Consider the following 22821-nt stretch of genomic DNA (forward strand, 5'->3'; position numbering starts at 1 on the left):
AGTCGGCCCGAACCCCGCCTCCCCGACGTCCGAATAAGACGCTCTGACGGCACTGACAATGCTCGGGCGCTGGTGGTGGATGTCTCCCCGGGACTGTGAGCAGCAGGGATGCTGCGATCAAGCCTACAGGGACGTATTTACGGCGTGTCCCGGGGAGACATCCACCACCGGCGCTTCCCCCATATCACAGAGTCTGGCACAAGAAGGGAAAATTGGCAGACTACCTGTAAACGCTCGTGTGCGTTAGAATGTCCGGCCGCTCCGAACATCATTTTGATACAGGGTAACTTTGGTAATGGCAGGAATGGACGAGCAATACTCCCCCCGTGATGTAGAACAGAATGCCCGCGATTTCTGGGAGAAGAACAAGACATTTGCGGTTCGAGAAGAGCCGGGCAAACCCAAGTACTACTGCCTGTCCATGTTCCCCTACCCCAGCGGCAAGCTACACATGGGCCACGTCCGCAATTACACCATTGGCGATGTGATTTCCCGTTACCAGCGCATGCAGGGCAAGAACGTGATGCAGCCCATGGGTTGGGATGCCTTCGGCCTGCCTGCCGAGAATGCCGCCATTGCCAACAAGACCGCCCCTGCCAAGTGGACCTACGCCAATATCGAGTACATGAAAAACCAGCTCAAACAGCTGGGCTTTGGCTACGACTGGGATCGGGAGCTGGCGACCTGTAAGCCAGATTACTATCGCTGGGAGCAGTGGTTCTTCGCCCGCCTGTATGAGAAAGGGCTGGTGTACAAGAAGATGTCCACGGTGAACTGGGACCCGGTCGACCAGACCGTGCTTGCCAACGAGCAGGTGGTCGACGGCCGGGGCTGGCGCTCCGGGGCGCTGGTGGAGCAGAAGAAGATTCCCCAGTGGTTTATCCGAATCACCGATTACGCCGAGGAGTTGCTGAACGATCTGGACGCCCTGGAGGACTGGCCGGAGCAGGTCAAGACCATGCAGCGCAACTGGATTGGCAAGTCCGTGGGCACCGAACTGACCTTCCCGCTCAAGGACCGCGATACCGGCCTGACCGTCTACACCACCCGCCCGGACACTCTGATGGGTGTGAGTTACATGGCCGTGGCCGCCGAACACCCTCTGGCGAAAGAAGCCGCCAAGCGCCACCGCGATGTCGCCGATTTTGTGGACGAGTGCCGTAACAGCAAGGTGGCCGAGGCGGAGCTGGCCACCATGGAGAAGCGCGGTATCGATACTGGCTTCAAGGCGGTTCATCCACTCACCCAGGAAGAGATTCCGGTCTGGGTGGCGAATTTTGTATTGATGGATTATGGCACCGGTGCCCTGATGGCGGTACCCGGCCACGACGAACGTGACCATGAATTTGCGCGCAAGTACAAGCTGCCGATCAAGCAGGTAATCGCGGCCAGCGACGGTCGCGAGATTGATGTTCAGGAAAAGGCCTTCACTGAAAAGGGCATCCTGGTATCGTCCGGCAAATACAGCGGCCTGAGCAGCGACGAAGCCTTCGAGGAAATTGCCGGTTACCTTGAGAGCCAGAACATTGGCAAGCGCACGGTGAATTACCGCCTGCGCGACTGGGGCGTTTCCCGCCAGCGTTACTGGGGCGCACCCATTCCGATGATGACCCTGGAAGACGGCACCGAGATGCCGGTACCCGATGACAAACTGCCGGTGCGCCTGCCTGAGGACGTGCAGATGGACGGCGTGCAGTCCCCCATCAAGGCCGACCCGGAGTGGTGCAAGACCGAGTTCAACGGTCAACCGGCCTCTCTGGAAACCGACACCTTCGATACCTTCATGGAATCGTCTTGGTACTACGCCCGGTTCTGCAGCCCCAATTACGACAAGGGCATGCTGGACCCGGCTGCCGCCAACTACTGGCTGCCAGTGGACCAGTACATCGGTGGTATTGAGCACGCGATCCTGCACCTGCTCTACGCTCGCTTCTTCCACAAACTGCTGCGGGACGTGGGGCTGGTGACCAGCTCCGAGCCGTTCAACCGCCTGCTCTGCCAGGGCATGGTGCTGGCCGAGACCTTTTATCGCGAGGACGACAAGGGTGGCAAGGTGTGGATCTCCCCTGCCGATGTCACCGTGGAGCGCGACGAGAAAGGGCAGCCCATTCGCGCCCTGCACAAGGGCGACGGCGAACCGGTGGTGTCCGGGGGCGTGACCAAGATGTCCAAGTCCAAGAACAACGGCATTGATCCTCAGGCGATTATCGACCAGCACGGCGCCGACACGGTGCGTCTGTTCATGATGTTTGCCGCCCCGCCCGAGCAGTCCCTTGAATGGTCTGACAGCGGCGTAGAAGGTGCCCACCGGTTCCTGAAACGCCTCTGGCGCCTGGTGAATGAGCACGCCGCCGCCGGCGGCGCCCCGGCTCTGGACACCGGCGCACTGAACGACGCCCAGAAAGACCTGCGTCGCAAGACCCACGAAACCATTGCCAAGGTAAGTGATGACATTAGCCGCCGCCTGACCTTCAACACCGCCATCGCCGCAGTGATGGAGTTGCTGAACGACGTCAGCAAGCTTCAGGGCGACGAGCCGCAAACCCTTGCGGTTCGTCAGGAGGCTCTGGATACCGCCGTTCTGGTACTGTCGCCCATTGTTCCGCACATCTGTCACACCCTCTGGCAGGTCCTTGGCCACGACGAGCCGGTCGTGGACGCGAATTGGCCGACGTCCGATGAGAGCGCCATGGTGCGCAGCCAGATTCAGGTGGTTCTGCAGGTAAACGGCAAGGTTCGGGCCAAGGAGGATGTGCCTGCGGATATCAGCAAGTCCGATCTGGAGAAGCTTGCGCTCGAGAACGAGAACGTGATGCGCTTCATCGAAGGTGCGACCGTGCGCAAGGTGATTGTCGTTCCTGGCAAGCTGGTGAACGTGGTGGCCAACTGATATGCCAATGCAAGGCTCGACTGGCCCGATAAAAGGCCTGGCCCTGGCCGGGGCTCTCTCGATGCTGATAGCCGGCTGTGGCTTCCAGCTCCGTGGTGCGCCCCCGGTCTCCTCCGCCTTGCAGCCCCTGGCCGTAATCTGCGCCTCCAATGTTCCCGACACCCTGTGCCAGTCGGTGCGGGAACAGCTTACACTGGGGCAGGTGGAGCTCACCGATCGCGAGGCCGCCGACTTCGTGCTTCGACTGAGCGATTTTGAATCAGACCGGCGCGCCTCGGCCATCACGGCCCAGGCCGCTGCCGCAGAATACACTCTGCGCCACGCCGTGGATCTGGAAGTTGTCAGCGCAGACGGCGTTCCCCTGGTGGCAACCACAGAGCTCAATACCACCGAGAGCTACCGTTACGACGAAACCAACGTGCTGGCCAAGCAGCGTGAAGAGGAAACCCTCCGTCAGCAGATGGACGACCGTCTGGCGCAACAGATCATCTTCCGCCTTGCCCCGTTGACCTCGGATCGCATAGAAGCCATCCGTCAGGACTACCAGAGCAGCCAGGACAAGAGCACTGCAACCCCGGGCGAGCCATGAAGACCACGCCGGCCCAGTTACCACAACTGCTGAAAAAGGGCCTGGCGCCGGTCTACCTTGTGTCCGGAGACGAGCCTCTGCTGGTGCAGGAGTCCTGCGATCTGGTTCGCAAGGCGGCCCGGGAAGCCGGCTTCCAAGATCGGCTGACCTTTCACGCAGACCATCAACTGGACTGGAACGCCGTCGCCGACGAGTTCAGCGCCATGTCTCTGTTCGCGGAAAAACGGCGGATTGAAATCCACCTGCCCACCGGCAAGTTGGGCGACGGCCGCTCCGTCCTCGAGCAGGTACTTCAGGACCCGCCGGAAGACATTATCCTGATGCTGATCAGCGCCCGCCTGGATGCCGCCGAAACCCGCCGCAAGTGGTACAAGGAACTGCAGGGCAAGGGTGTGCATGTGCCGGTCTGGCCGGTGGATGCCGACAAGTTTCAGGGCTGGCTGCAGCAACGGGCCGCCAACCAGGGCCTGAATCTTACCCGTGGTGCCCTGGCAATCATGGCCGAGCGCCTCGAAGGCAACCTGCTGGCGGCCAGCCAGGAACTCGACAGACTTTCGTTGCTGGCCAACGGCACCACCATTGATGAGGAAACAGTCGAGCAGGCGGTGCAGGACAGCTCCCGCTTCAACGGTTTCGAGCTGGTGACCGAACTGATCAGCGGTCGTGCCCCTCACGCCAGTAAGATGATCACCGTGCTGCAGCAGGAAGGCGAAAATCCGCTGGGTCTGCTGACGGTCCTTGGCCGCGACCTCAACCTGCTGCTGGAAATGAAGTCTCCGGCCAACCAGGCCGACAATCCGGCGGCATTTCTTAAGAAACGCGGCGTTTTCCAGCCCCAGCGGGCACGTGCTCTCGAGCAGGCCTCGCGCCGGTTGAACCTCAGGCAATTGCACGAAGCTATAGCCCTCTGCAGTCAGATTGACCGGGCCGCCAAAGGCTTCGATCCGTTGCCGCCCTGGCATTACCTGCGGGATATGGCCGCCTTGCTGGCTGCCCGTTCCTGACCTGGATCAAACTCCCTTCATATGGCGCTCCCTGTGGCCCATACTCCCCCTTGACAGTTTTTTGCAATTGGCTGCATTGTAATCGGACCAACACTCCAAGGAGGTGCATGCAATGAGTCTGCAGGAAGAACTCAAAAAGCTGTCGGAAAAGGTGAAACAGTACCGGGACGAAGCGCGGGTCCAGCTACATCTGGCCCGGGAAGACGTAAAGGACGAATGGGATGATCTTGAACAGGACTGGGATCGTTTCCGGACCAAGATTGACCAGGTGTTGCACGATGCGGAAGACGCATCGCAGGAGGCCCGCCAGACGGCAAAAAAGCTCGGCGAGGATCTTAAAACCGGGTATCAGAACATTCGCAACAAACTGAAGTAAAACTGTTAACTCGTTAACACTACGCCACAAATCTCTACCACAGAGACTCTATGCCTCGGAGTCTCTGTGTCATACTTCACAGTATTGGTGAACAAAGCGTCATAGTTTTGACCCCTGATCAGATTGTGACCAGTAAGGCCCTATATGCCAGGGCGCTTGTGCACACTGCGAGGTATAAAAGGCGTATGAAACGAATCTTACTGCTTCTCACAACACTCACCCTGCTGCTGACCACCACACTGGTGATTGGCCAGAACATCCGGTTCAGCGATCCCGAAACGGTGGTTTCCGAGCACTTCTGGGGCAACCTTTACGCGGCCGGTGGCCGGTCGTTCTTCTGCGACCAGGCGTTCACCAGCAAAGGTTTCGTTCTCACTGACGGTTATGTTTACCCGCTGGCCGACGTGCGCAGCGCCCTGAACTGCGGAACGTCACGGCAGTGCGAGCAGGACAACCGTTACCGGCAGATTGCCTCGGATCTCCATAACATGATTCCGGTACGCAGCCGTACTGAAATGGGCCGGCGTAACGCACGGTATGAGGATCTGGGTGAAGGCGCGAAGCCCGATGAATGCGGCATTCGCCAGAGCGCACAGTTCTTCGAGCCACCGGTTCGGGTAAAGGGTGATGTCGCCCGCACCGTTGCCTACATGGTCGATACCTACGACCTGCCCTGGCTCGGCTCCACCGCCCTGTTCAAGGGCTGGAACCGACTGGACCCTCCCGATGACGGCGAGCTGACTCGCCACCGTCGAATCGCCGAGATCCAGGGCAACGACAACCCGTTCATTACCGATCCCGGGCGCATGGAACAACTCTGAGCAACCGGCTTCCGGCGCGCCATCCAGAGGCAGGAGGATATAACGGTCAGACAAAAAAACAGGCCCGAGGGCCTGTTTTTTTTGCGTCAGAGTTCTGTGCTCAACCTTAGAACTCTTCGGCGGTCAGCGCCATCATGGACTCACTGCCACTGCGGATACCTTCCGCGAGAGAGACAGTTTTCGGTAACAGGCGGTCGAAGTAGAACCGCGCTGTCTTGAGCTTGCCACTGTAGAACCCGGAGGTGTCCGATTCGGCCTGGGGAGCCGCCGCTTTCACCATCTTCGCCCACATGTAGCCAAGTGCTGTCAGACCGAACAAGTCGAGGTAGTCCACAGAGGCGGCACCGATGGCGTTGGGGTTGTCCCCGGCCTGCTTGATGACGTGTTCGGTTACGTCGTCCAGACGCTCCACCGCCGCCGCCAGCGGCTCCAGGAACGGACGCAGGAACTCATTGCCACTGTTTTCCTCCAGGAAGTTGGCCACGTCCTGGGCAAACAGCTCGTACAGCTTGCCCTGGCTACCAACCACCTTTCGGCCCATCAGGTCCAGCGCCTGGATACCGTTGGTACCCTCGTAGATCTGGGTGATACGACAGTCCCGAACCAGCTGCTCCTGGCCCCACTCGCGGATAAAGCCGTGACCGCCGAACACCTGCTGCCCAAGGATACAGGTCTCCAGACCGCGATCCGTCAGGAAGGCCTTGGCCACCGGCGTCAGCAGCGCCACCATGCCCTCTGCGTGCTTGCGGCGTTCGTCATCCTCGGCGTACTTGGAAATATCCAGCCACTGGGCCACGTATGTGGAGAAGGCACGACCGCCTTCTACATAACTCTTCATGGTCAGCAGCATGCGCCGCACATCCGGATGCACCAGGATCGGATCCGCGGCTTTCTCGGGCTGTTGGGCACCGGTCGGCGCACGGCTCTGGATACGGTCCAGGGCGTACTCCCGGGCGCTCTGCAGGGAGGCTTCCGCGGCGCCAATGCCCTGGATGCCAACACCCAGACGCTCGTAGTTCATCATGGTGAACATGGCGGCGAGGCCCTTGTTTTCCTCGCCCACGAGCCAACCCTTGGCACCATCGAAGTTCATGACGCAGGTGGCGGAGCCCTTGATGCCCATCTTCTTCTCGATGGAGCCGCAGCTGAAGCTGTTGCGCTCACCGAGGCTGCCATCCTCGTTTACCAGGAACTTGGGCACCAGGAACAGGGAGATCCCCTTCGGCCCCTTGGGTGCGTCCGGCAGCTTGGCCAGCACCAGGTGGATAATGTTCTCCGCCATGTCGTGCTCGCCCCAGGTGATGAAGATCTTGGTACCGGTGACGTTGAAGGAACCGTCGCTGTTGGGCTCGGCCTTGGTGCGGATGATGCCCAGGTCGGTGCCCGCGTGCGGCTCGGTCAGGTCCATGGCACCGGACCAGACGCCGGAGTACATGTTGGGCAGGTATTTTTCCTTCAGCTCCTGGCTGCCATGGGCATCCAGAGCAAGGCAGGCGCCGGCGGTCAGCATGGGAGCCAGGCCAAAGGCCATGTTGGCGCCCTGCATCATTTCCTCAAACTGGGCTACCAGAGTCTTGGGCATACCCATACCACCAAACTCGGGGTTGCCGCCCAGCCCGTTCCAGCCACCTTCCAGGATGGTCTGGTAGGCTTCCTTGAAGCCCTCCGGGGTGGTCACTTCACCGTCGTTCCATTTGCAGCCCTGCTCATCACCTTCACGGTTCAGGGGCGCCAGCACGCCGCCACTGATCTTGCCGGCTTCTTCAAGAATGGCATCGGCGGTTTCCGGGTCAACATTCTCGGCAACCTTGGGCAGAGAGGCCCACAATGCCGGGGCATCGAATACCTCATTAAGAACGAAGCGCATGTCACGCAGGGGTGCCTGATAATCAGCCATCGAAACTCTCCAAAAATTCTGTCAGTCAGTTCAGGTGCCCCTTCGATCGCTGTGCAACCGATGGCACCTGTTCGCGCTATGTGTCCGCTGAAGATTATTTTTATGGGCGCCCATTCTACCCTAAAAGCGAACCCTAACTCATGAAGAAAGCCCGCCTCCGGAGAGCGCGGGCTTTCTGTCCTTCTGAACGGTCCTTCGGTGCCCGCGCCTTAGATGGCGAAGGCTTCCTCTGGCATATCCATCAGACTGTCAGCGCCGGCCAGCATGCTCTCTGCGTGGCCCCGGGCCTTCGGCAGCATACGCTTGAAGTAGAAGCGCGCGGTCTGCACCTTGGCGTTGTAGAACATCTCCTCGGAGGTGCCCTCAACCATCCGGTCCAGCGCCACCTTGGCCATACGGGCCCACAGGTAGGCAAACACGGCATAGCCGGAGTACATCAGGTAGTCTACAGAAGCGGCGCCCACTTCTTCGCGGTTCTTCATGGCCGACATACCGATCTTGGTGGTCAGCTCGCCCCACTCCTTGTTCATGGCGGCCAGCGGCTCGATAAACTCCTTCAACTGTTCGTTTTCGGCGTTTTCCTTGCAGAACAGGTGCACCTGCTTGGTGAAGCCGCGCAGGGACTCGCCCTGGGTCATCAGGACCTTACGACCCAACAGATCCAGCGCCTGGATGCCGGTGGTGCCTTCATAGATCATGCCGATACGGGCGTCACGAACGTTCTGCTCCATGCCCCACTCGGCGATGAAGCCGTGGCCACCGAACACCTGCATGCCCAGGTTGGCTGCCTCATAACCGATTTCGGTCAGGAACGCCTTGGCGATCGGGGTCAGGAAGCCCAGTGCCTCGTCCGCTGCACGACGCTCTTCGTCGGTCTTGCCGCTGTGAACAATGTCGGCCTGCTGCGCGGTCAGGTAGATCAGGGCGCGGGCGCCTTCGGCTACGGCCTTCTGGGTCAGCAGCATGCGACGCACGTCCGGGTGCACGATGATCGGGTCGGCAATGCCTTCCGGATTCTTCGGACCGCTCAGGGAACGCATCGCCAGACGCTCTTTGGCGTAGGCCAGGGAGCCCTGGAAGCCCAGCTCGGCCGCGCCCAGACCCTGGATCGCGGTACCGATACGGGCAGTGTTCATGAAGGTGAACATGCAGTTCAGGCCCTTGTTCTCCGGCCCGATCAGCCAGCCCTTGGCGCCGTCGAAGTTCATCACGCAGGTGGCGTTACCGTGGATACCCATCTTGTGCTCGATGGAGCCGCAGGACACTGCGTTGCGCTCACCGGCGGAGCCGTCTTCGTTCGGCAGGCACTTGGGCACGATGAACAGGGAAATGCCCTTGGTTCCTTCCGGCGCGCCCGGCAGACGTGCCAGCACGATGTGGACGATGTTCTCGGCCATGTCGTGCTCACCGGCGGAAATGAAGATCTTGGTGCCGGTGATGGCGTAGGTGCCGTCGGCATTGGGCTCGGCCTTGGTGCGCAAGGTACCCAGGTCGGAGCCACAGTGCGGTTCGGTCAGACACATGGTACCGGTCCACTCACCGCTGATCAGTTTGGTGAGGTAGGTCTGCTTCTGCTCCTCGGTGCCATGGGCCTCGATGGTGTTGGTGGCGCCGTGACTCAGGCCCGGGTACATGCCCCAGGACCAGTTGGCGGTACCGACCATTTCGCTCATGACCAGGCCCAGGGAGTGCGGCAGACCCTGGCCGCCGTAGTTCGGATCTGCTGTCATGGACGGCCAGCCGCCTTCCACGTACTGCTGGTAGGCCTCTTTGAAGCCGGTCGGGGTTTTTACACCGTCTTCGCTCCAGGTACAGCCTTCCTTGTCACCCACCTGATTCAGCGGAGACAGAACCTGCTCGCAGAACTTGGCACCTTCCGCAATGATGGCATCCACCATATCCGGAGTTGCGTCTTCAGCGCCTTCCAGATTGGCGTAGTGCTGCTCGCTGTTCAGCAGCTCGTTCATTACGAATTTGATGTCACGCAGGGGCGCTTTGTATTCAGGCATGGAATCCACCTCGGTTTTCGGTCTCAGCTGAATCAGGTATGACAGCTTGTGGCCTTGGGTTTGCTCAGACACCGCAACGCTGCGCACTGCGGCCTTAATTAAACACTTGTTTGAAACATACGTTTACTGGCACAGAATTGTCAATAGCCGTATGCAAAATTTGTGTTGCGTTGTGTCACCAAACAGACACGGTTTGGGCGTTCCAGGCCGATAGCCGGTCCGGGCTGTGCAATACATGGGAATGGGAAAAGCAGCTATACAGCGCCGTTATTCAGGCGGTAACGGGCTCGAATGAGGACGCCTTTTCAGACTCCTGTTCGCCGAGGCGTGACACGTCGCGATAGGCGTCACTGGCCGTGCGCGATACGCCCTTTTCGGTAGCAAGTTCGGCCTGGGCCTGAAGCATGAGCTGCATGGCCTGGGCGGCCACCGCGCGGTCTTGTCCGGAGGGCTCTGCGGGGGCAAGGGCCGCCGCGCGCACCACGCGCATCTTCTCGATCGTGGCCTGCGGGTCGCCCTGTACGGGCGCAACATCAATGGACACCTCACCGCCCACTGCATACTGGGCACCGTCGGGACCGCGCTGATACGTGTAGGAAACAGACCCTGCGTATTGCCCGCCCACCGCCTGGTGCGCCGATTCATGGGCACGCACTTCGCGGTCCCGGGCTTTCAGCTCGGACAGCTGCTTGAGTTCCTGTTCAGTGAGGCCGCGGGCATTATCGGCCGCCGAGCGACCGGCCCGGGAGGACAACTCCTGACGGGGATTCGAAGACTTTTCGGTTTGGGAACGCTGGTCGGCTGAACCGGGCGTCCCTGACGAACCCTGATCGCTCGCGGGAGCCGACCGGTTAACGATGACCGGGGCAGCCGAAGGAAAAGCTGGAGAAAGAGAGGGGATCACCGTTTGCGGCCTCGAATCAGGCCATGATATCCAGCAGGGTGCCGAGGGTTTCGTCGGCAGTCTTCACCACCTGGGCGGAAGCTTCCACGCTCCGCTCATAGATTTTCAGGTCGACAATTGGCTCGATGAGGTTGCCAGCGCCTTCTGCCGTGCCTTGGGGGCCGTCAACACCACCACGGGCAATTTTCCGGGCAGCATTCTCCATACCGACCATGCCGTCCTGGATACCCTGGATACCGATGGAGAGTGTATTACCGATCATGACAGCCACCCCGAATGACCATTAATTGACACAATTAAGCCACAACTCTGGTCAATTTTCAAACAGACCATCGATGTTGAGATACTTGGCCAGCACCTGCGGACCTCCGTTCTCCATCCAGGGCAGAATACCGAGGCATGGCGCGCCCAGATGGTTGACCAGATAGTTGAGCGTGTCCTGCTCGCAGGCCATGGGATCGGGCTCACTTCGGTTGGCCACCCAGCCGGCCAGAGCTAGACCGTCATTGCGGATGGCTTCGGCGCTCAACAGCGCATGATTGATGCAACCCAGCTTCAGGGAAACCACCAGGATAACCGGCATATTCAGAAGTTTGGGAAATGCCGCGTAGGTCTCACGGTCGTTCAGGGGTACCCGCCAGCCGCCGGCACCCTCCACCAGCAGCAGATCCGCCGGTCGGATCTGCAATCCCCGGCAGTAGCCCACAAGGCGGTCGGCGGTGATATGACGCCCGGCCTGCTCGGCCGCCACGTGAGGCGCGATCGCAGGTTCAAGGGCTACCGGATTGATCAGTTCGTAGGCGAGCGGTTCCGAGACGGCATCCTGAAGCATCAGCGCGTCCTCGTTACGTAGACCCTCCGGGGTGCGTTCACAGCCCGACGCAATCGGTTTCATGGCAAGCGTGCGCTTACCCATGCCCCTTGCGGCATGAAGGATGGCTGCCGACACCATGGTTTTGCCAACGCCCGTGTCCGTCCCCGTCACAAAATAGGATTTCTTTGCCATGTCCAACCCTGCCCTTACCTTCCAGAAACCTTCCCGCCACCTGCTTGCGGGGGCACTATCTATGTTTACGCCAATAAATCCAGGCCGCCTCGTAGCTCGCCATGACCGTGCCGTCCGCTTCTCTGGGGTAGGCACCGCACATGGCCCGCAACCGCCCCGGACCGGTCACGGCCGTGCGCCGTCCCGCCCCACGAAATCCGGCACCAAGATGCCGGAGCTCCGCAGCGAGGGCCATTGGAGAGGCATAGGGCAGACGTATGGTGCGGGTCGCAAGGTCAGCGCCGGGTAACTGGTTTTCAACCTTTGCCTGCAAGTCACTGGCGGTTTCAAACCGGTTTACATGCTGATGCCCGGGATCTGCCGTCTGCCAGGCAGATTTCAGCTCGGCGAGCGTACCATCCAGCAGCGTGGACATCACCAGCCATCCGCCCGGGCGGAGAACCCTTCGACATTCCCTCAGCACCGCGCGGGGGTCATCACACCACTGAATCATCAGGTTACTGAACACCAGATCCTGACTGCCAGTGGCAACCGGCAAATGCTCGGCGTCAGCCACCAGCCAGTCTATAGTGCCTTCACTGCTTGTGGACGCCTGCCGAATCATACCAGGCGACAGGTCAATGCCGGTGATTTCTGCCGAGGGCTGCAGGGACTGCAGTTTGCGGGTGAACCAGCCGGTTCCGCATCCGAGGTCCAGGACCTGTCCCTCGGCAAGATCTAGTTCTGCTGCCTGAAGCTTCTGCAGCATCGAATTGCCCATGAATCGCTGGAGGCGCGAGGCACTCTCATAGGTGCCGCTGGCGTTGCCAAAGCCCCGGGCAATATCCGTCTTTCGGGTCCGGGAGGCGCCCAGACGGGTTTCGATCGGTTCACTCATGATGCCCATACCGGCGCCTCCTCCGACAACAGGAAAGCCTGAATGGCGCTCCAGCAGTCAGACGCCGAGCAGCCGCCAGGCCAGTGGGCCATACCGGGTATAACGGCCGTACGGCCATGGATGCCAGCATCCCGTCCTTCCGCCCAGGGCCTGACCACGGCATCTCTCCCGCCCAGGACATGCAGGACGGGCACCGGTGCCGATCGCCAGATATCGCGCTGATCCTGGGCCACAAGCCAGTCCAGGCTGCTGGCAAGCAGCGACCGGGAGACCTGCGGTCCAGACTCCAGCCAGGGCTTCAGGTTTTGCCGCTCCAGACGCTCTTCAATCGCCCCGTTGATCATCAGCAACAGAAAATGCAGCCAATACCGATCGGGATCCCGCTTGATTCCCCGGCAGAAGGCCCGGAAATCCCCGGCAGGCATCCCCGTCGGCCAGTCATCATCTGCCACGAACCGAGGAAAACCGCCCAGGGTGATGACGGAGGATACCGAACCGGTCTGTCGCGCTGCGGCGTCCATTGCCACCTGGCTGCCCAGGGACCACCCCATCCAGACCGAAGGCTGAGGGTAAAGCGACAACAGCTCATCGGTTACCTCGGATAACGAGTGGCAACGGGAGAGGAGGTCGTCATCCAGCGATACGGGCACCACCTCTCCCGGCCAGAAGCCGTAAAGGGCCGACAGCATCTGCACCGGAACTCCCCAGCCTCCAACCACAATCAGTCGCGGGCACACCCGGGCAGAACTCATACCTCCGCGCCCTCCTGAGTCAGCAACTCGCGGCAACTCGACAAGGCGCCCAGCAATTGCTCCAGGTCTTCCATGGTATGGGCGGCACTGAAGGTAACCCGTAAACGCGCCTCACCATCCGGGACGGTTGGGGGCCGAATCGCCGACACCAGCAATCCCCTGGCTTCCAGCGCTTGACTCAGGGCAAGGGCTTGGTGATTGCCGCCCACCATAATAGGCTGGATCGGCGTTCTGGAGGGCATCAGTTCGTAGCCCATGGCGGTCGCCTCAGCACGAAAACGGTCAACCAGTGCCATGACATGGGCACGGCGGGCGTCGTCCCGCTCAATCAGATCGATACTGGCAACGGTCGCCCTCGCAAGAGCCGGCGGCATCGCCGTCGTGTAGATGTAAGTGCGGGCCTTCTGCACCAGGTAATCCATCAGCAGTTCCGGCCCCGCCACAAACGCACCGCTGGTGCCCACGGCTTTACCCAGAGTGCCAATCAGAACAGGAACATCCTGCTCCGACAAACCCGCCTCCATCGCACTGCCCATGCCGTGGGGCCCGAGCACACCAATTCCGTGCGCATCGTCCACCGCCAGCAGAGCATCATGGGCGCGACACACCCGGGCCAGCTCCACCAACGGGGCAATATCGCCATCCATGCTAAACACCCCGTCGGTAACCACCAGCTTGTGGCCCGACGTCTCCGCCAGCATCGCCTCCAACGCCACTACGTCACCATGGGCATAACGCCGCACACGGGCACGGCTAAGAATGCAGCCGTCAATGATCGAGGCATGATTCAGCCGATCGGAAAAAATCGTATCGCCGCGGCCGGCCAGGGCAGAAATCACACCCAGGTTGGCCATATAACCGGTAGAGAAAAACAGCGCCGAACTGCGCCCGGTGAATCGAGCCAGTCTCTGTTCCAGCTCGTGGTGAGCCTCGTGATGACCGCAAATCAGATGGGAGGCCGCGCCCCCCAGGCCGGTATCCGGCAGCGCATTACGAAGCGCGTCCAGGTTGCCCGAATGACTGGCAAGGCCGAGATAATCGTTACTGCAGAACGACAGCAACGGCTTGCCGTCCGACACCAAGGCAGGCTGCTGTGGTCCGGAAATCAACCGCCGGGTACGGTACAGGCCGGCCTGTTTACGCTGTTCGAGTTCTGAAGCAAAGTCCCGCACGGTGCACCTGGAAATCAATTCATAGGCCCGGGCGACAAGCGGGTAAGGCTCCCCGGGATTGTAGAGGGCCAGGGACGGCCCGAAACAAGCGCACATGGATGTGCTCGTAGCGTATCCCGGGGAGCCTTACCCGCTTGTCGCTTCCCCGAGACCGGTGAAACCTTCTAGGCGGATTCTCGAGTCGCGTCATAGAACATATGGCGAGTCGCCTCATACTCCACCGCTTCGGCAATCGCCTCCTCTTCCTGCTCCTCTGAGGCACACTGCTCCCGCTGCTCCGGCCGGATACCCAGCCGCTTGAACAGCAGCATGTCGGCATCCGCTTCCGGGTTGGCGGTAGTGAGCAATTTCTCGCCGTAGAAAATGGAGTTGGCGCCGGCCATGAAACACAATGCCTGCATCTGCTCGTTCATGTTCTCTCGACCCGCCGAAAGGCGAACGTGGGACGCCGGCATCATGATCCGCGCCACAGCGATGATACGGATGAACTCGAACGGATCCAGATCCTCCACATTCTCCATGGGAGTTCCCTTCACTTTCACGAGCATGTTCACAGGCACGCTCTCGGGGTGGTGCGGAAGATTCGCCAGCTGCACCAGAAGGCCAACACGATCGTCCTCGTCTTCACCCATACCCATGATGCCGCCACAGCAAACCTTCATGCCGGCCTTGCGAACGTTGTCCAGTGTGTCCAGACGATCCTGGTAGGTTCGAGTGGTAATAATATGACTGTAATACTTCTCGGAGGTATCCAGGTTGTGGTTGTAGTAATCCAGGCCGGCCTCGGCCAGTTCAACCGCCTGCTCTTCCTTCAGCATGCCCAGGGTCATGCAGGTTTCCAGGCCGAGTGACTTGACCTGCTTTACCATATCCAGGACATAGGGCATGTCTTTCTTCGAGGGGCTACGCCAGGCCGCGCCCATGCAAAACCGGGAGGCGCCTTTCTCTTTGGCGGCGCGGGCCTCTGCCACCACCTTTTCGATTTCCAGCAGCTTCTCTTTCTCAAGGCCGGTGTTGTAATGACCACTCTGGGGGCAATACTTGCAATCCTCGGGGCAGGCGCCGGTCTTGATCGACAACAGGGTGCTCACCTGCACCTCGTTCGGATCGAAGTGCTGCCGGTGCACGGTCTGGGCACGGAACAGAAGGTCATTGAAAGGGAGCTCGAAAAGCTCGCGGGCTTCTTGCAGTGTCCAGTCGTGGCGGAGTTCTGTCGCGGTCATAAGAAAGTCCTGTTAACCTGTCCCGGTCTCTGGGTTTACGGATGAATGAGATGATAAAGGGACTGAACTGGCTGTCAACCTTCATGGAGCGAAAGGTTAACAGCGTTAAACACGGCGGCCTCTGTGTTGCCTGCCTTTCCTCCAATGCTTTCAATGGTTTATGCGACCCTTGCCGGGGCGACCTGCCGGTTAACCATTGGCATTGCCGCTGCTGTGCCCTGCCCCTGGCGTTCCCGTCGTCAGAGTTGCTTTGCGGGGACTGCCTCAAAAACCCACCACCTTTTGATATTGCCCTTGTGCCCTGGCGTTACCAGTACCCCGTGGACGGCATGATCGGTCGTTACAAGTACAACGGGCAGCGCAAGTTCGGCCGGCCGTTGATGGAAGACTTCGCCGGGATTGCGGAGCAGGCACTGGCCTGCAGACGCCTGGTGCGGCCCGAGCTGCTGATTCCGGCGCCCATGGACGCCCGGCGACGCCGGAAGCGAGGCTTCAATCAGGCTCAGGACATTGCCGAAACCCTGGGCAGATACCTGAGCATTCCGGTTGCCAGCGATACGGTTCGGCGTGTTCGGCAGGTGCGGGCCCAGCAGGAGCTGAACCGGGAGGCGCGGTTGGCGAATCTTCGGGGGGTATTCGAGGTGGTGTCGGAGGTGCCGGAGCGGGTGGCTATCGTGGATGATGTGGTGACGACGGGGGCGACGGTTCGGGTGTTGGCGTCGGTGTTGCGGGAGGCGGGGGCGCGGGAGATTCAGGTGTGGGCTTTGGCTCGGACACCCGGGTAGCCACCATTCAGTAAGCCTCAAACTCTGAGCACGTTGTTCCTCCATACTCCGAGCAAGCACCGGTCTGGCAGCCTCCTCCGGGATACGCTACGAGCACATCCCTGTGCGCTTGTTTCGGGCCATCCATGGCCCTCTACAATCCCGGAGGAGGCTGCCAGACCAGCGCCCAAAATTCTGTGTTAGTTTCCCCGCAGCCGTTCCCTCACCATGTCTGCGATAGCCAGGCACGATGTCAGTCCCGGCGATTCGATCCCGAACAGATTCACCAACCCGGGAACGCCGTGTTCTTCCGGGCCATCAATCCGGAAGTCTGCAAAACCGTCCTCAGGCCCCGCCAGTTTGGGGCGTATGCCGGCGTAGGCCGGTTGCAGACGGGAGGCGTCCAGGTCGGGCCACCATTGGCGGATGCCGTTTGCGAAGGCTTCCATTCGCAGGGGGTCGACGGTGTAGTCTTCCTTGTCGATCCACTCCACGTCCGGGCCGAAGCGGGCCTGGCCGGCCAGGTCGAGGGTCAGGTGAACGCCCAGGCCGCCGGGTTCAGGGACCGGGTAGATCAGGGTGTTGAATGGGGTGCGACCGCTGTAGCTGAAGTAGACACCGCGGGCGAGCCATTGCCGGGGTTTCGCACTGTCTGGCAAGCCGTTCCAGGCCTGAGCCAGGGGAACGGCGCCCAGGCCGGCGGCGTTGATGACGGTTGTGGCTTTGAGTGCCAGCGGGGTTTCGCCGCCGATCTTCAGGCGGTGGCCTTTGGTGTCGGATTCGGCGGCGATCACCGGGGAACGGTAGGCCACTTGCCCACCGGCGTCCTCAAGTTCACCGAGCAGGGAAAGCATCAAGCCGTGGCTGTCGACGATGCCGGTTTCCGACGACCAGAGTCCGGAACTGGCGCTTGAGTCAGGGAGCTCTTCTTTCAGGCGCTGCGCAGGAATCAGGGCCAGCTCCACGCCGTTGGCCGCTGCTGCGGCCTGTATGTCAAGGAGTCTGGCGTCCTGTGCCTCACCAGTGGCCACAATCCATTTACCGCATTTCTGGTGGCGAATCTGATGACTCTGGCAGTACTCGTACAACCTCTGGCGACCGTCCACGCACAACCGGGCTTTCAGAGAGCCTGCCGGGTAATAGATGCCGGCATGGATGACTTCGCTGTTGCGGGAGGAAATGCCCTCGCCGAAGCGACTCGCACTTTCGAGCACAATCACCTCCCGCCCCTCTCTGGCGAGCCCCCGGGCCACGGCCAGGCCGATAACGCCGGCGCCGATCACCACCGTTTCTGTTTCCAGCACGTCCTCTGTCACCAATTGCTGCCCTCTCCCAATGTTCTGCGCGATAAGCTTACCGTATCTTTCAATTGCCGCGAAAACCGGCGTGCGTGGGTCGGGCAGATTACTCGGGCAGTCATACCGGTTATAATTGGCGCCGGTACGCAGTGCATGGAGCCCGGGTAATGATGTCTGACAGGAAGCAGTTTGTTCTGGTAATGGTGGTCGCCGCCTTGTTCGTCGGCTGGCTGGGCTGGCGTGGTTTTGAGGTGATCAGCCTCAACGAGCGGCTGAAGGCCGACGACGTGGTGTCCAGTTACCCCTACAAACACCGGGTTCTGCGGGTTGAAGGCGACACCGCCATCATGAGCTCGCTGCGGTCACACACCACGTCGACCCATGAGGCTCTGGCAGCAGTGTTTCCGAGCATGCGTAACCTGGGCGACAGCCACCGCGACTGGCAACGCGCCGAGCGCGAGTTAGCCCAGGTGCAGGCCCGTGCTGGCGACGTGGTTCTGGGCGCTTCCGGGATCGAGCGCATCCGCTGGGAGCTGGATGAAAATTGGTACCACTTGCAGTCCATGAAATCCAAATACGACACAAGGCTCTGATACGCCAACCTATGATTGACGACCCGGCACTGGCTGCCTCACGCCACCCCTACGACGCCCTCACTCCGGATGTCATCCTGGATGCCATGGAGGATGCCGGATTTGCTGTCAGCGGGCGGCTGTTTGCCCTGAACAGCTACGAAAATCGCGTGTATCAGGTAGGGCTGGACGAGGGTTCGCCGGTCATTGCCAAGTTCTACCGGCCGGGCCGCTGGAGTGAGGAAGCCATCCGTGAGGAGCACGCCTTCACCCTGGAACTGCTGGACGCGGACATTCCGGTGGCAGCCCCGTTGGAGCTGGCGTCCGGCCGCACGCTTGGTCGACACGGCGAGTTCCGGTTTGCAGTGTTCCCCCAGCGTGGCGGCCAGGCACCCGACACCAGTGTGACTGATACCCTTTACCGACTGGGACAGTGGCTTGGCCAGATTCACAACATCGGTGCCCGCGAGCCGTTCCGGCACCGGTCACTGATCTCGCCGCTTGAGGGATTGCTTGAAAGCAACCGGATTCTGCTGGAGGGCGACTGGATTCCGGCAGACCTGCGGCCCGCCTGGGACAGCCTGATCCCGGATTTGCACTCGCTGTGCGCGGCCCGGATTGATGAAGCCGGGCCGGTAGAGACACTCCGTCTGCACGGCGACTGCCATGCCGGCAACATTCTGTGTCGGGAAGAACAGATGCTGTTTGTGGATCTGGACGATTGCCGCACCGGCCCCGCCATCCAGGACATGTGGCTGCTGCTCAATGGCGACGACCAGGAGCGTGGCGCCCAACTGGGGGAGCTGCTCGAAGGCTACGAGATGTTCCGGGAGTTCAATCGGCGGGAGCGCCACCTGATCGAACCGCTGCGCTGCTATCGCCAGATCGCCCATTGCGCCTGGCTGGCCAAACGGTGGGACGACCCGGCCTTCCCACGCTTTTTCCCCTGGTTTGCCCAGCCCCGGTTCTGGTCCGATCAGATTCTCTCGCTGCGGGAACAGCTTTCCGCCCTGCAGTCGCCGGCCATTTCGGTGCCCGGCCAGTACTGAGTTCACACACATTTTTCTGAAACGAGGTAGGCATGAGCCAGAGCGAGGCCCGCTACACTGTTCGCAGCCTGATTATTACGGCACTGGTGGCCGTAATCGGCACGGTTACGGTGCTGGAAATGAGCGGCAGGATCGACCATTCCGACAACAAGGACCATGTGCCAGTGGGCGACTTCACGGCCATTCACGTGACCGAAGGCGAGACCTTCCGCATGTCACCAAAAGCCTCGGAGCTGCACGCTGTATGCGAGAACGGGTACCTGGCCATCGCCGCCGACGTGGACCCGTCTTTCCGCGGCATCCTGGTGGATTACAAGAATCGTGGGGTTCGCTGCCGTCGGCCCGCGCCCACGGCACCCGCGGTGCCGGATCAGCCGGAGGCCAGCGCCCGCAATGAGTGAATCGCGCAAGCCCCACAGCCCACTGGAACAGCTCACCGACCGGCTTTTCGCCACCGAACGCAAACCCGAGGATTTCCGGTTTGACGCGTCCGTGGCCCGTGTATTCCCGGACATGATCCGGCGCTCGGTACCCGGCTACACCACTGTCATCCCTATGATTGAGGTGATCACCGAGCAGTATGCACAGCCTGGTTCGCATTGTTATGACCTGGGCTGTTCCCTGGGTGCCTCCACCCTGGCCATGCGCCACGGCATCCGCCACACGGATTGCACCCTGGTGGGCGTGGACAATTCCAGTGCCATGATCGAGCGCTGCGAACATTACATAGCCCTGGACGACAGCCCGCTGCCGGTACACCTGCGCTGTGAGGACATTCTGGACACGGAGCTGATGGACGCGTCGGTCACCACCCTGAATTTCACCCTGCAGTTTGTCGACCCTGGAAAGCGCGCCGGCCTGCTGAGCCGGATCGCCGAGGCGACGCGCCCGGGCGGTGTGCTGATTCTCTCCGAGAAAATCCGCTTCGAATCCGACGCAGAACAGTCCATCCAGACCCGACTGCACCACGAATTCAAACGGGCCAACGGTTACTCGGACCTGGAAATCAGCCAGAAACGCACGGCCATCGAACAGGTGCTGATTCCGGAAACTCTCGAGGCTCATCGCTCGCGTCTGTTGGCCGCTGGCTTCGACCAGGTTCTGGTGTGGTATCAGTGTTTTAATTTCGTTTCCATGCTGGCACTAAAGGCCGGCCCGACCGACAGCGAATAACCATGACGGAGTTCAACTGGCGCAACCGCTTCGACCCGCTGCTCGACACCCTGGTCGCCGACGGCCTCGGCGCCTGGGCCGAGACGCTGCAGGCTCAGCTGATACGGCGTTTTGATGATCAACCCCACGGTGACCTGCCACGCTGGCAGGCGGCACTGGATCGGCTGCCCGCGCTCGCCAATGTGAGCGCCCACCTCGACCGATCCGCCCTCACCCTGACCAGCCCGCGTCCGCTGACAGCGGAAGAGCAAAACCAGCTGGAACAGGGTCTGCGAGGCCTCATGCCCTGGCGTAAGGGTCCATTCGATTTCTTCGGCACGCACATTGATACCGAGTGGCGTTCGGACTGGAAATGGGATCGGGTGGCTCCCTACCTGTCCAACCTGTCCGGGCGACGGATACTGGACGTTGGCTGCGGCTCCGGCTATCACTGCTGGCGCATGTTTGGCGAAGGCGCTGGCCGGGTGATCGGCATCGACCCGGGACTACTGTTCCTGTTCCAGTTCCTGAGCGTCAAAGATTACCTCGGCGACGTGCCGGTGGACCTCCTGCCGATCCGGATGGAAGACATGCCAGCGGATCTGGAAGCCTTCGACACCACCTTCTCCATGGGCGTGCTCTATCACCGCCGATCGCCGCTGGATCACCTGCTCGAGCTTAAGGGCACGCTCAGACGTGGCGGCGAGCTGGTGCTGGAAACACTGGTGGTCGAAGGCCCGGAAGGCTTCAGCCTGATGCCTGAGGATCGCTATGGCCAGATGCGCAACGTGTGGTTCCTGCCCAGCTGCGACACCTTGCTGCGCTGGCTTGACCGTACCGGTTTCCGCAATGCCCGGGTGGTGGACGTAACCGCCACCACCACCGATGAACAGCGTACGACGGACTGGATGCGCTTCAACTCCCTGCAGGATTTCCTGGACCCGAACGATCCCACGCGTACCGTGGAGGGCTATCCCGGCCCGCTCCGCGCCACAGTGATTGCCGAAAAACCCTGATTCGGTCAATCTGAACACCAATTCGGTAAAGCTACAAAAAAAACCGCCGTGCCTTTCGGCAGGGCGGTTCATTTGAAGCCGTGGCGATCAATCGCCGAACGGATGTCGCAATGTGATGGTTTCAATGCGGTCGGGGCCGGTAGAAATTACATCAATGGGTGCCTCAATCTGCTCCTCGAGGAAGCGGATGTACGCCTTGGCGTTCTCCGGCAACTGGTCGATGCTGGTCAGACCCACGGTGCTTTCGCTCCAGCCGGGCAGTTCCTCGTACACCGGCTCGATGTCCTTGTAGCTGTCGCAGCCGATGGGCGGACGGAAGATCTCGCCGTTCGGGGTCTTGTAACCTACGCACACCTTCACCGTCTCCAGGCCATCCAGCACGTCCAGCTTGGTCAGGCAGATACCGGACACGCTGTTGATCTGGATGGCGTGACGCAGGGCCACGGCATCAAACCAGCCACAGCGACGGGCACGGCCGGTGGTGGTGCCCACTTCGTTGCCTTTAACGGCCAGGTGTTTACCCATGTCGTCGAACAGCTCGGTCGGGAACGGGCCGGAACCGACGCGGGTGGTGTAGGCCTTGGTGATGCCCAGCACGTAATCCAGGAACAGCGGACCAAAACCGGAACCAGTGGCGGTGCCGCCAGCAGTCGTGTTGGAGGAGGTCACGTAGGGATAGGTGCCCAGGTCGATGTCCAGCAGGGAGCCCTGGGCACCCTCGAACAGGATATTCTCGCCGCGCTTGCGGAAATCGTGCAGCATGTCGGTCACGTCCGCCGCCATGGGCAGGATCTCATCACCCATCTGCTTAAGCTCTTCCAGGGCCGCGTCGATGTCCTCCGGCTCTTCCTTGTAATACTCGGTCAGGATGAAGTTGTGGTAGGTCATGATCTCGCGCAGCTTGGCTTCGAAATCCGCCGGATTGCACAGGTCACCCAGACGCAGACCGCGGCGAGAGACCTTGTCTTCGTAAGCCGGGCCGATACCACGACCGGTGGTGCCGATCTTGTCCACGCCGCGGGCCTTTTCCCGGGCCTGGTCAATGCGAACGTGGGTGCGCAAAATGATCGGGCATGCGAGGCTGATGCGCAGGCGATCCCGCACGGCCACGTCGTTGGCTTCCAACTGGCGAACTTCCTTGAGCAGTGCCTCCGGCGACAATACCACGCCGTTGCCGATCAGGCAGTACACATGCTGGCGCAGAATTCCGGAAGGGATCAGGTGAAGCGCCGTTTTCTTGCCGTCAATGACCAGGGTGTGACCGGCATTGTGCCCGCCCTGGAAACGCACCACGGCAGCGACCTTGTCGGTCAGCAGGTCCACAATCTTACCCTTGCCTTCATCACCCCACTGGGTGCCCAGCACAACAACGTTTTTACCCATGATTCTCTCTCAATGCGGCTGCCCGGCGGGCAGGCGTTTCGCAAGTTTTCCTGTAAATGGATTCACC

The 22821-nt window shown here is 60.8% G+C and carries 22 protein-coding genes; 11 read left to right on the plus strand and 11 right to left on the minus strand.

The window, feature by feature from the left end:
* The first annotated feature begins 304 nt into the window (after nucleotides 1–304).
* The 5 genes from leuS to BM344_RS05100 all read left to right on the plus strand — a co-directional run bounded on the left by leuS (nucleotide 305) and on the right by BM344_RS05100 (nucleotide 5680).
* Complete coding sequence (leuS, locus tag BM344_RS05080) at nucleotides 305–2890, plus strand: leucine--tRNA ligase (protein ID WP_091990811.1); 2586 nt, start codon at nucleotides 305–307, stop codon at nucleotides 2888–2890.
* A gap of 7 nt (nucleotides 2891–2897) precedes the next feature.
* Nucleotides 2898–3479: an LPS-assembly lipoprotein LptE gene (locus BM344_RS05085; RefSeq protein WP_208603378.1), complete on the plus strand. Its 582-nt coding sequence runs from the start codon at nucleotides 2898–2900 to the stop codon at nucleotides 3477–3479.
* Complete coding sequence (gene holA / locus BM344_RS05090; protein WP_091986746.1) at nucleotides 3476–4483, plus strand: DNA polymerase III subunit delta; 1008 nt, start codon at nucleotides 3476–3478, stop codon at nucleotides 4481–4483. The genes BM344_RS05085 and holA overlap by 4 nt, the downstream gene beginning before the upstream one ends.
* Before the next feature lie 112 nt (nucleotides 4484–4595).
* Nucleotides 4596–4859 (plus strand): hypothetical protein, encoded by a 264-nt coding sequence (locus BM344_RS05095; protein WP_091986749.1) that lies wholly within the window; start codon nucleotides 4596–4598, stop codon nucleotides 4857–4859.
* A 185-nt stretch (nucleotides 4860–5044) separates the two neighbouring features.
* Nucleotides 5045–5680: an endonuclease gene (locus BM344_RS05100; protein WP_091986751.1), complete on the plus strand. Its 636-nt coding sequence runs from the start codon at nucleotides 5045–5047 to the stop codon at nucleotides 5678–5680.
* A gap of 106 nt (nucleotides 5681–5786) precedes the next feature.
* On the opposite strand, the gene BM344_RS05105 is transcribed toward BM344_RS05100, so the two are convergent.
* From BM344_RS05105 to bioB, 9 genes are all read right to left on the minus strand, one after another.
* Nucleotides 5787–7577 (minus strand): acyl-CoA dehydrogenase C-terminal domain-containing protein, encoded by a 1791-nt coding sequence (locus tag BM344_RS05105; RefSeq protein ID WP_091986754.1) that lies wholly within the window; start codon nucleotides 7575–7577, stop codon nucleotides 5787–5789.
* A gap of 209 nt (nucleotides 7578–7786) precedes the next feature.
* Nucleotides 7787–9586 carry an acyl-CoA dehydrogenase C-terminal domain-containing protein gene (locus BM344_RS05110; RefSeq protein WP_091990814.1) on the minus strand — a complete coding sequence of 600 codons (1800 nt, stop codon included), beginning with the start codon at nucleotides 9584–9586 and terminating at the stop codon, nucleotides 7787–7789.
* Nucleotides 9587–9857: 271 nt separating this feature from the next.
* Nucleotides 9858–10490: a putative metalloprotease CJM1_0395 family protein gene (locus BM344_RS05115; protein ID WP_228143554.1), complete on the minus strand. Its 633-nt coding sequence runs from the start codon at nucleotides 10488–10490 to the stop codon at nucleotides 9858–9860.
* 16 nt (nucleotides 10491–10506) lie between these two features.
* Complete coding sequence (locus BM344_RS05120; RefSeq protein ID WP_091986757.1) at nucleotides 10507–10752, minus strand: flagellar basal body rod C-terminal domain-containing protein; 246 nt, start codon at nucleotides 10750–10752, stop codon at nucleotides 10507–10509.
* A 51-nt stretch (nucleotides 10753–10803) separates the two neighbouring features.
* The gene (bioD, locus tag BM344_RS05125) at nucleotides 10804–11496 is read right to left on the minus strand and encodes a dethiobiotin synthase (RefSeq protein ID WP_091986759.1); all 693 of its coding nucleotides are present in this window, start codon (nucleotides 11494–11496) and stop codon (nucleotides 10804–10806) included.
* A 55-nt stretch (nucleotides 11497–11551) separates the two neighbouring features.
* Nucleotides 11552–12373, minus strand: a complete 822-nt coding sequence (gene bioC / locus BM344_RS05130; protein WP_228143555.1) for a malonyl-ACP O-methyltransferase BioC — start codon at nucleotides 12371–12373, stop codon at nucleotides 11552–11554.
* A complete protein-coding gene (locus BM344_RS05135) occupies nucleotides 12370–13125 on the minus strand; it encodes an alpha/beta fold hydrolase (protein WP_091986765.1) in 756 nt (251 codons plus the stop codon). Before BM344_RS05135 ends, bioC begins: the two co-directional genes overlap by 4 nt.
* Complete coding sequence (gene bioF / locus BM344_RS05140; protein WP_091990819.1) at nucleotides 13122–14297, minus strand: 8-amino-7-oxononanoate synthase; 1176 nt, start codon at nucleotides 14295–14297, stop codon at nucleotides 13122–13124. The genes BM344_RS05135 and bioF overlap by 4 nt, the downstream gene beginning before the upstream one ends.
* Nucleotides 14298–14461: 164 nt before the next feature.
* Nucleotides 14462–15520 (minus strand): biotin synthase BioB, encoded by a 1059-nt coding sequence (gene bioB / locus BM344_RS05145; protein ID WP_091986768.1) that lies wholly within the window; start codon nucleotides 15518–15520, stop codon nucleotides 14462–14464.
* 41 nt (nucleotides 15521–15561) lie between these two features.
* Between bioB and BM344_RS05150 the strand changes: the two genes are divergently transcribed.
* Nucleotides 15562–16305 (plus strand): ComF family protein, encoded by a 744-nt coding sequence (locus tag BM344_RS05150; RefSeq protein WP_228143645.1) that lies wholly within the window; start codon nucleotides 15562–15564, stop codon nucleotides 16303–16305.
* A gap of 179 nt (nucleotides 16306–16484) precedes the next feature.
* Here the strand turns inward: BM344_RS05150 and BM344_RS05155 are convergent, their stop codons facing one another.
* Complete coding sequence (locus tag BM344_RS05155; RefSeq protein WP_228143628.1) at nucleotides 16485–17588, minus strand: NAD(P)/FAD-dependent oxidoreductase; 1104 nt, start codon at nucleotides 17586–17588, stop codon at nucleotides 16485–16487.
* A gap of 164 nt (nucleotides 17589–17752) precedes the next feature.
* Between BM344_RS05155 and BM344_RS05160 the strand changes: the two genes are divergently transcribed.
* The 5 genes from BM344_RS05160 to cmoB are packed head-to-tail and all read left to right on the plus strand — an operon-like array spanning nucleotide 17753 to nucleotide 21371.
* Nucleotides 17753–18175: a hypothetical protein gene (locus BM344_RS05160; protein ID WP_167363213.1), complete on the plus strand. Its 423-nt coding sequence runs from the start codon at nucleotides 17753–17755 to the stop codon at nucleotides 18173–18175.
* A gap of 11 nt (nucleotides 18176–18186) precedes the next feature.
* A complete protein-coding gene (locus BM344_RS05165) occupies nucleotides 18187–19203 on the plus strand; it encodes a serine/threonine protein kinase (RefSeq protein ID WP_091986778.1) in 1017 nt (338 codons plus the stop codon).
* 32 nt (nucleotides 19204–19235) lie between these two features.
* Nucleotides 19236–19604: a kinase gene (locus tag BM344_RS05170; RefSeq protein WP_091986781.1), complete on the plus strand. Its 369-nt coding sequence runs from the start codon at nucleotides 19236–19238 to the stop codon at nucleotides 19602–19604.
* On the plus strand, nucleotides 19597–20376 hold the full coding sequence (cmoA, locus tag BM344_RS05175) for a carboxy-S-adenosyl-L-methionine synthase CmoA (protein ID WP_091986784.1): 780 nt from the start codon (nucleotides 19597–19599) through the stop codon (nucleotides 20374–20376). Before BM344_RS05170 ends, cmoA begins: the two co-directional genes overlap by 8 nt.
* A 2-nt stretch (nucleotides 20377–20378) precedes the next feature.
* Nucleotides 20379–21371: a tRNA 5-methoxyuridine(34)/uridine 5-oxyacetic acid(34) synthase CmoB gene (gene cmoB, locus BM344_RS05180; RefSeq protein ID WP_091986786.1), complete on the plus strand. Its 993-nt coding sequence runs from the start codon at nucleotides 20379–20381 to the stop codon at nucleotides 21369–21371.
* Nucleotides 21372–21458: 87 nt separating this feature from the next.
* Here the strand turns inward: cmoB and BM344_RS05185 are convergent, their stop codons facing one another.
* Nucleotides 21459–22754 carry an adenylosuccinate synthase gene (locus tag BM344_RS05185; RefSeq protein ID WP_091986789.1) on the minus strand — a complete coding sequence of 432 codons (1296 nt, stop codon included), beginning with the start codon at nucleotides 22752–22754 and terminating at the stop codon, nucleotides 21459–21461.
* Between the last annotated feature and the right edge of the window lie 67 nt (nucleotides 22755–22821).

It is taken from the genome of Marinobacter gudaonensis (assembly GCF_900115175.1).
Taxonomy (GTDB): domain Bacteria; phylum Pseudomonadota; class Gammaproteobacteria; order Pseudomonadales; family Oleiphilaceae; genus Marinobacter; species Marinobacter gudaonensis.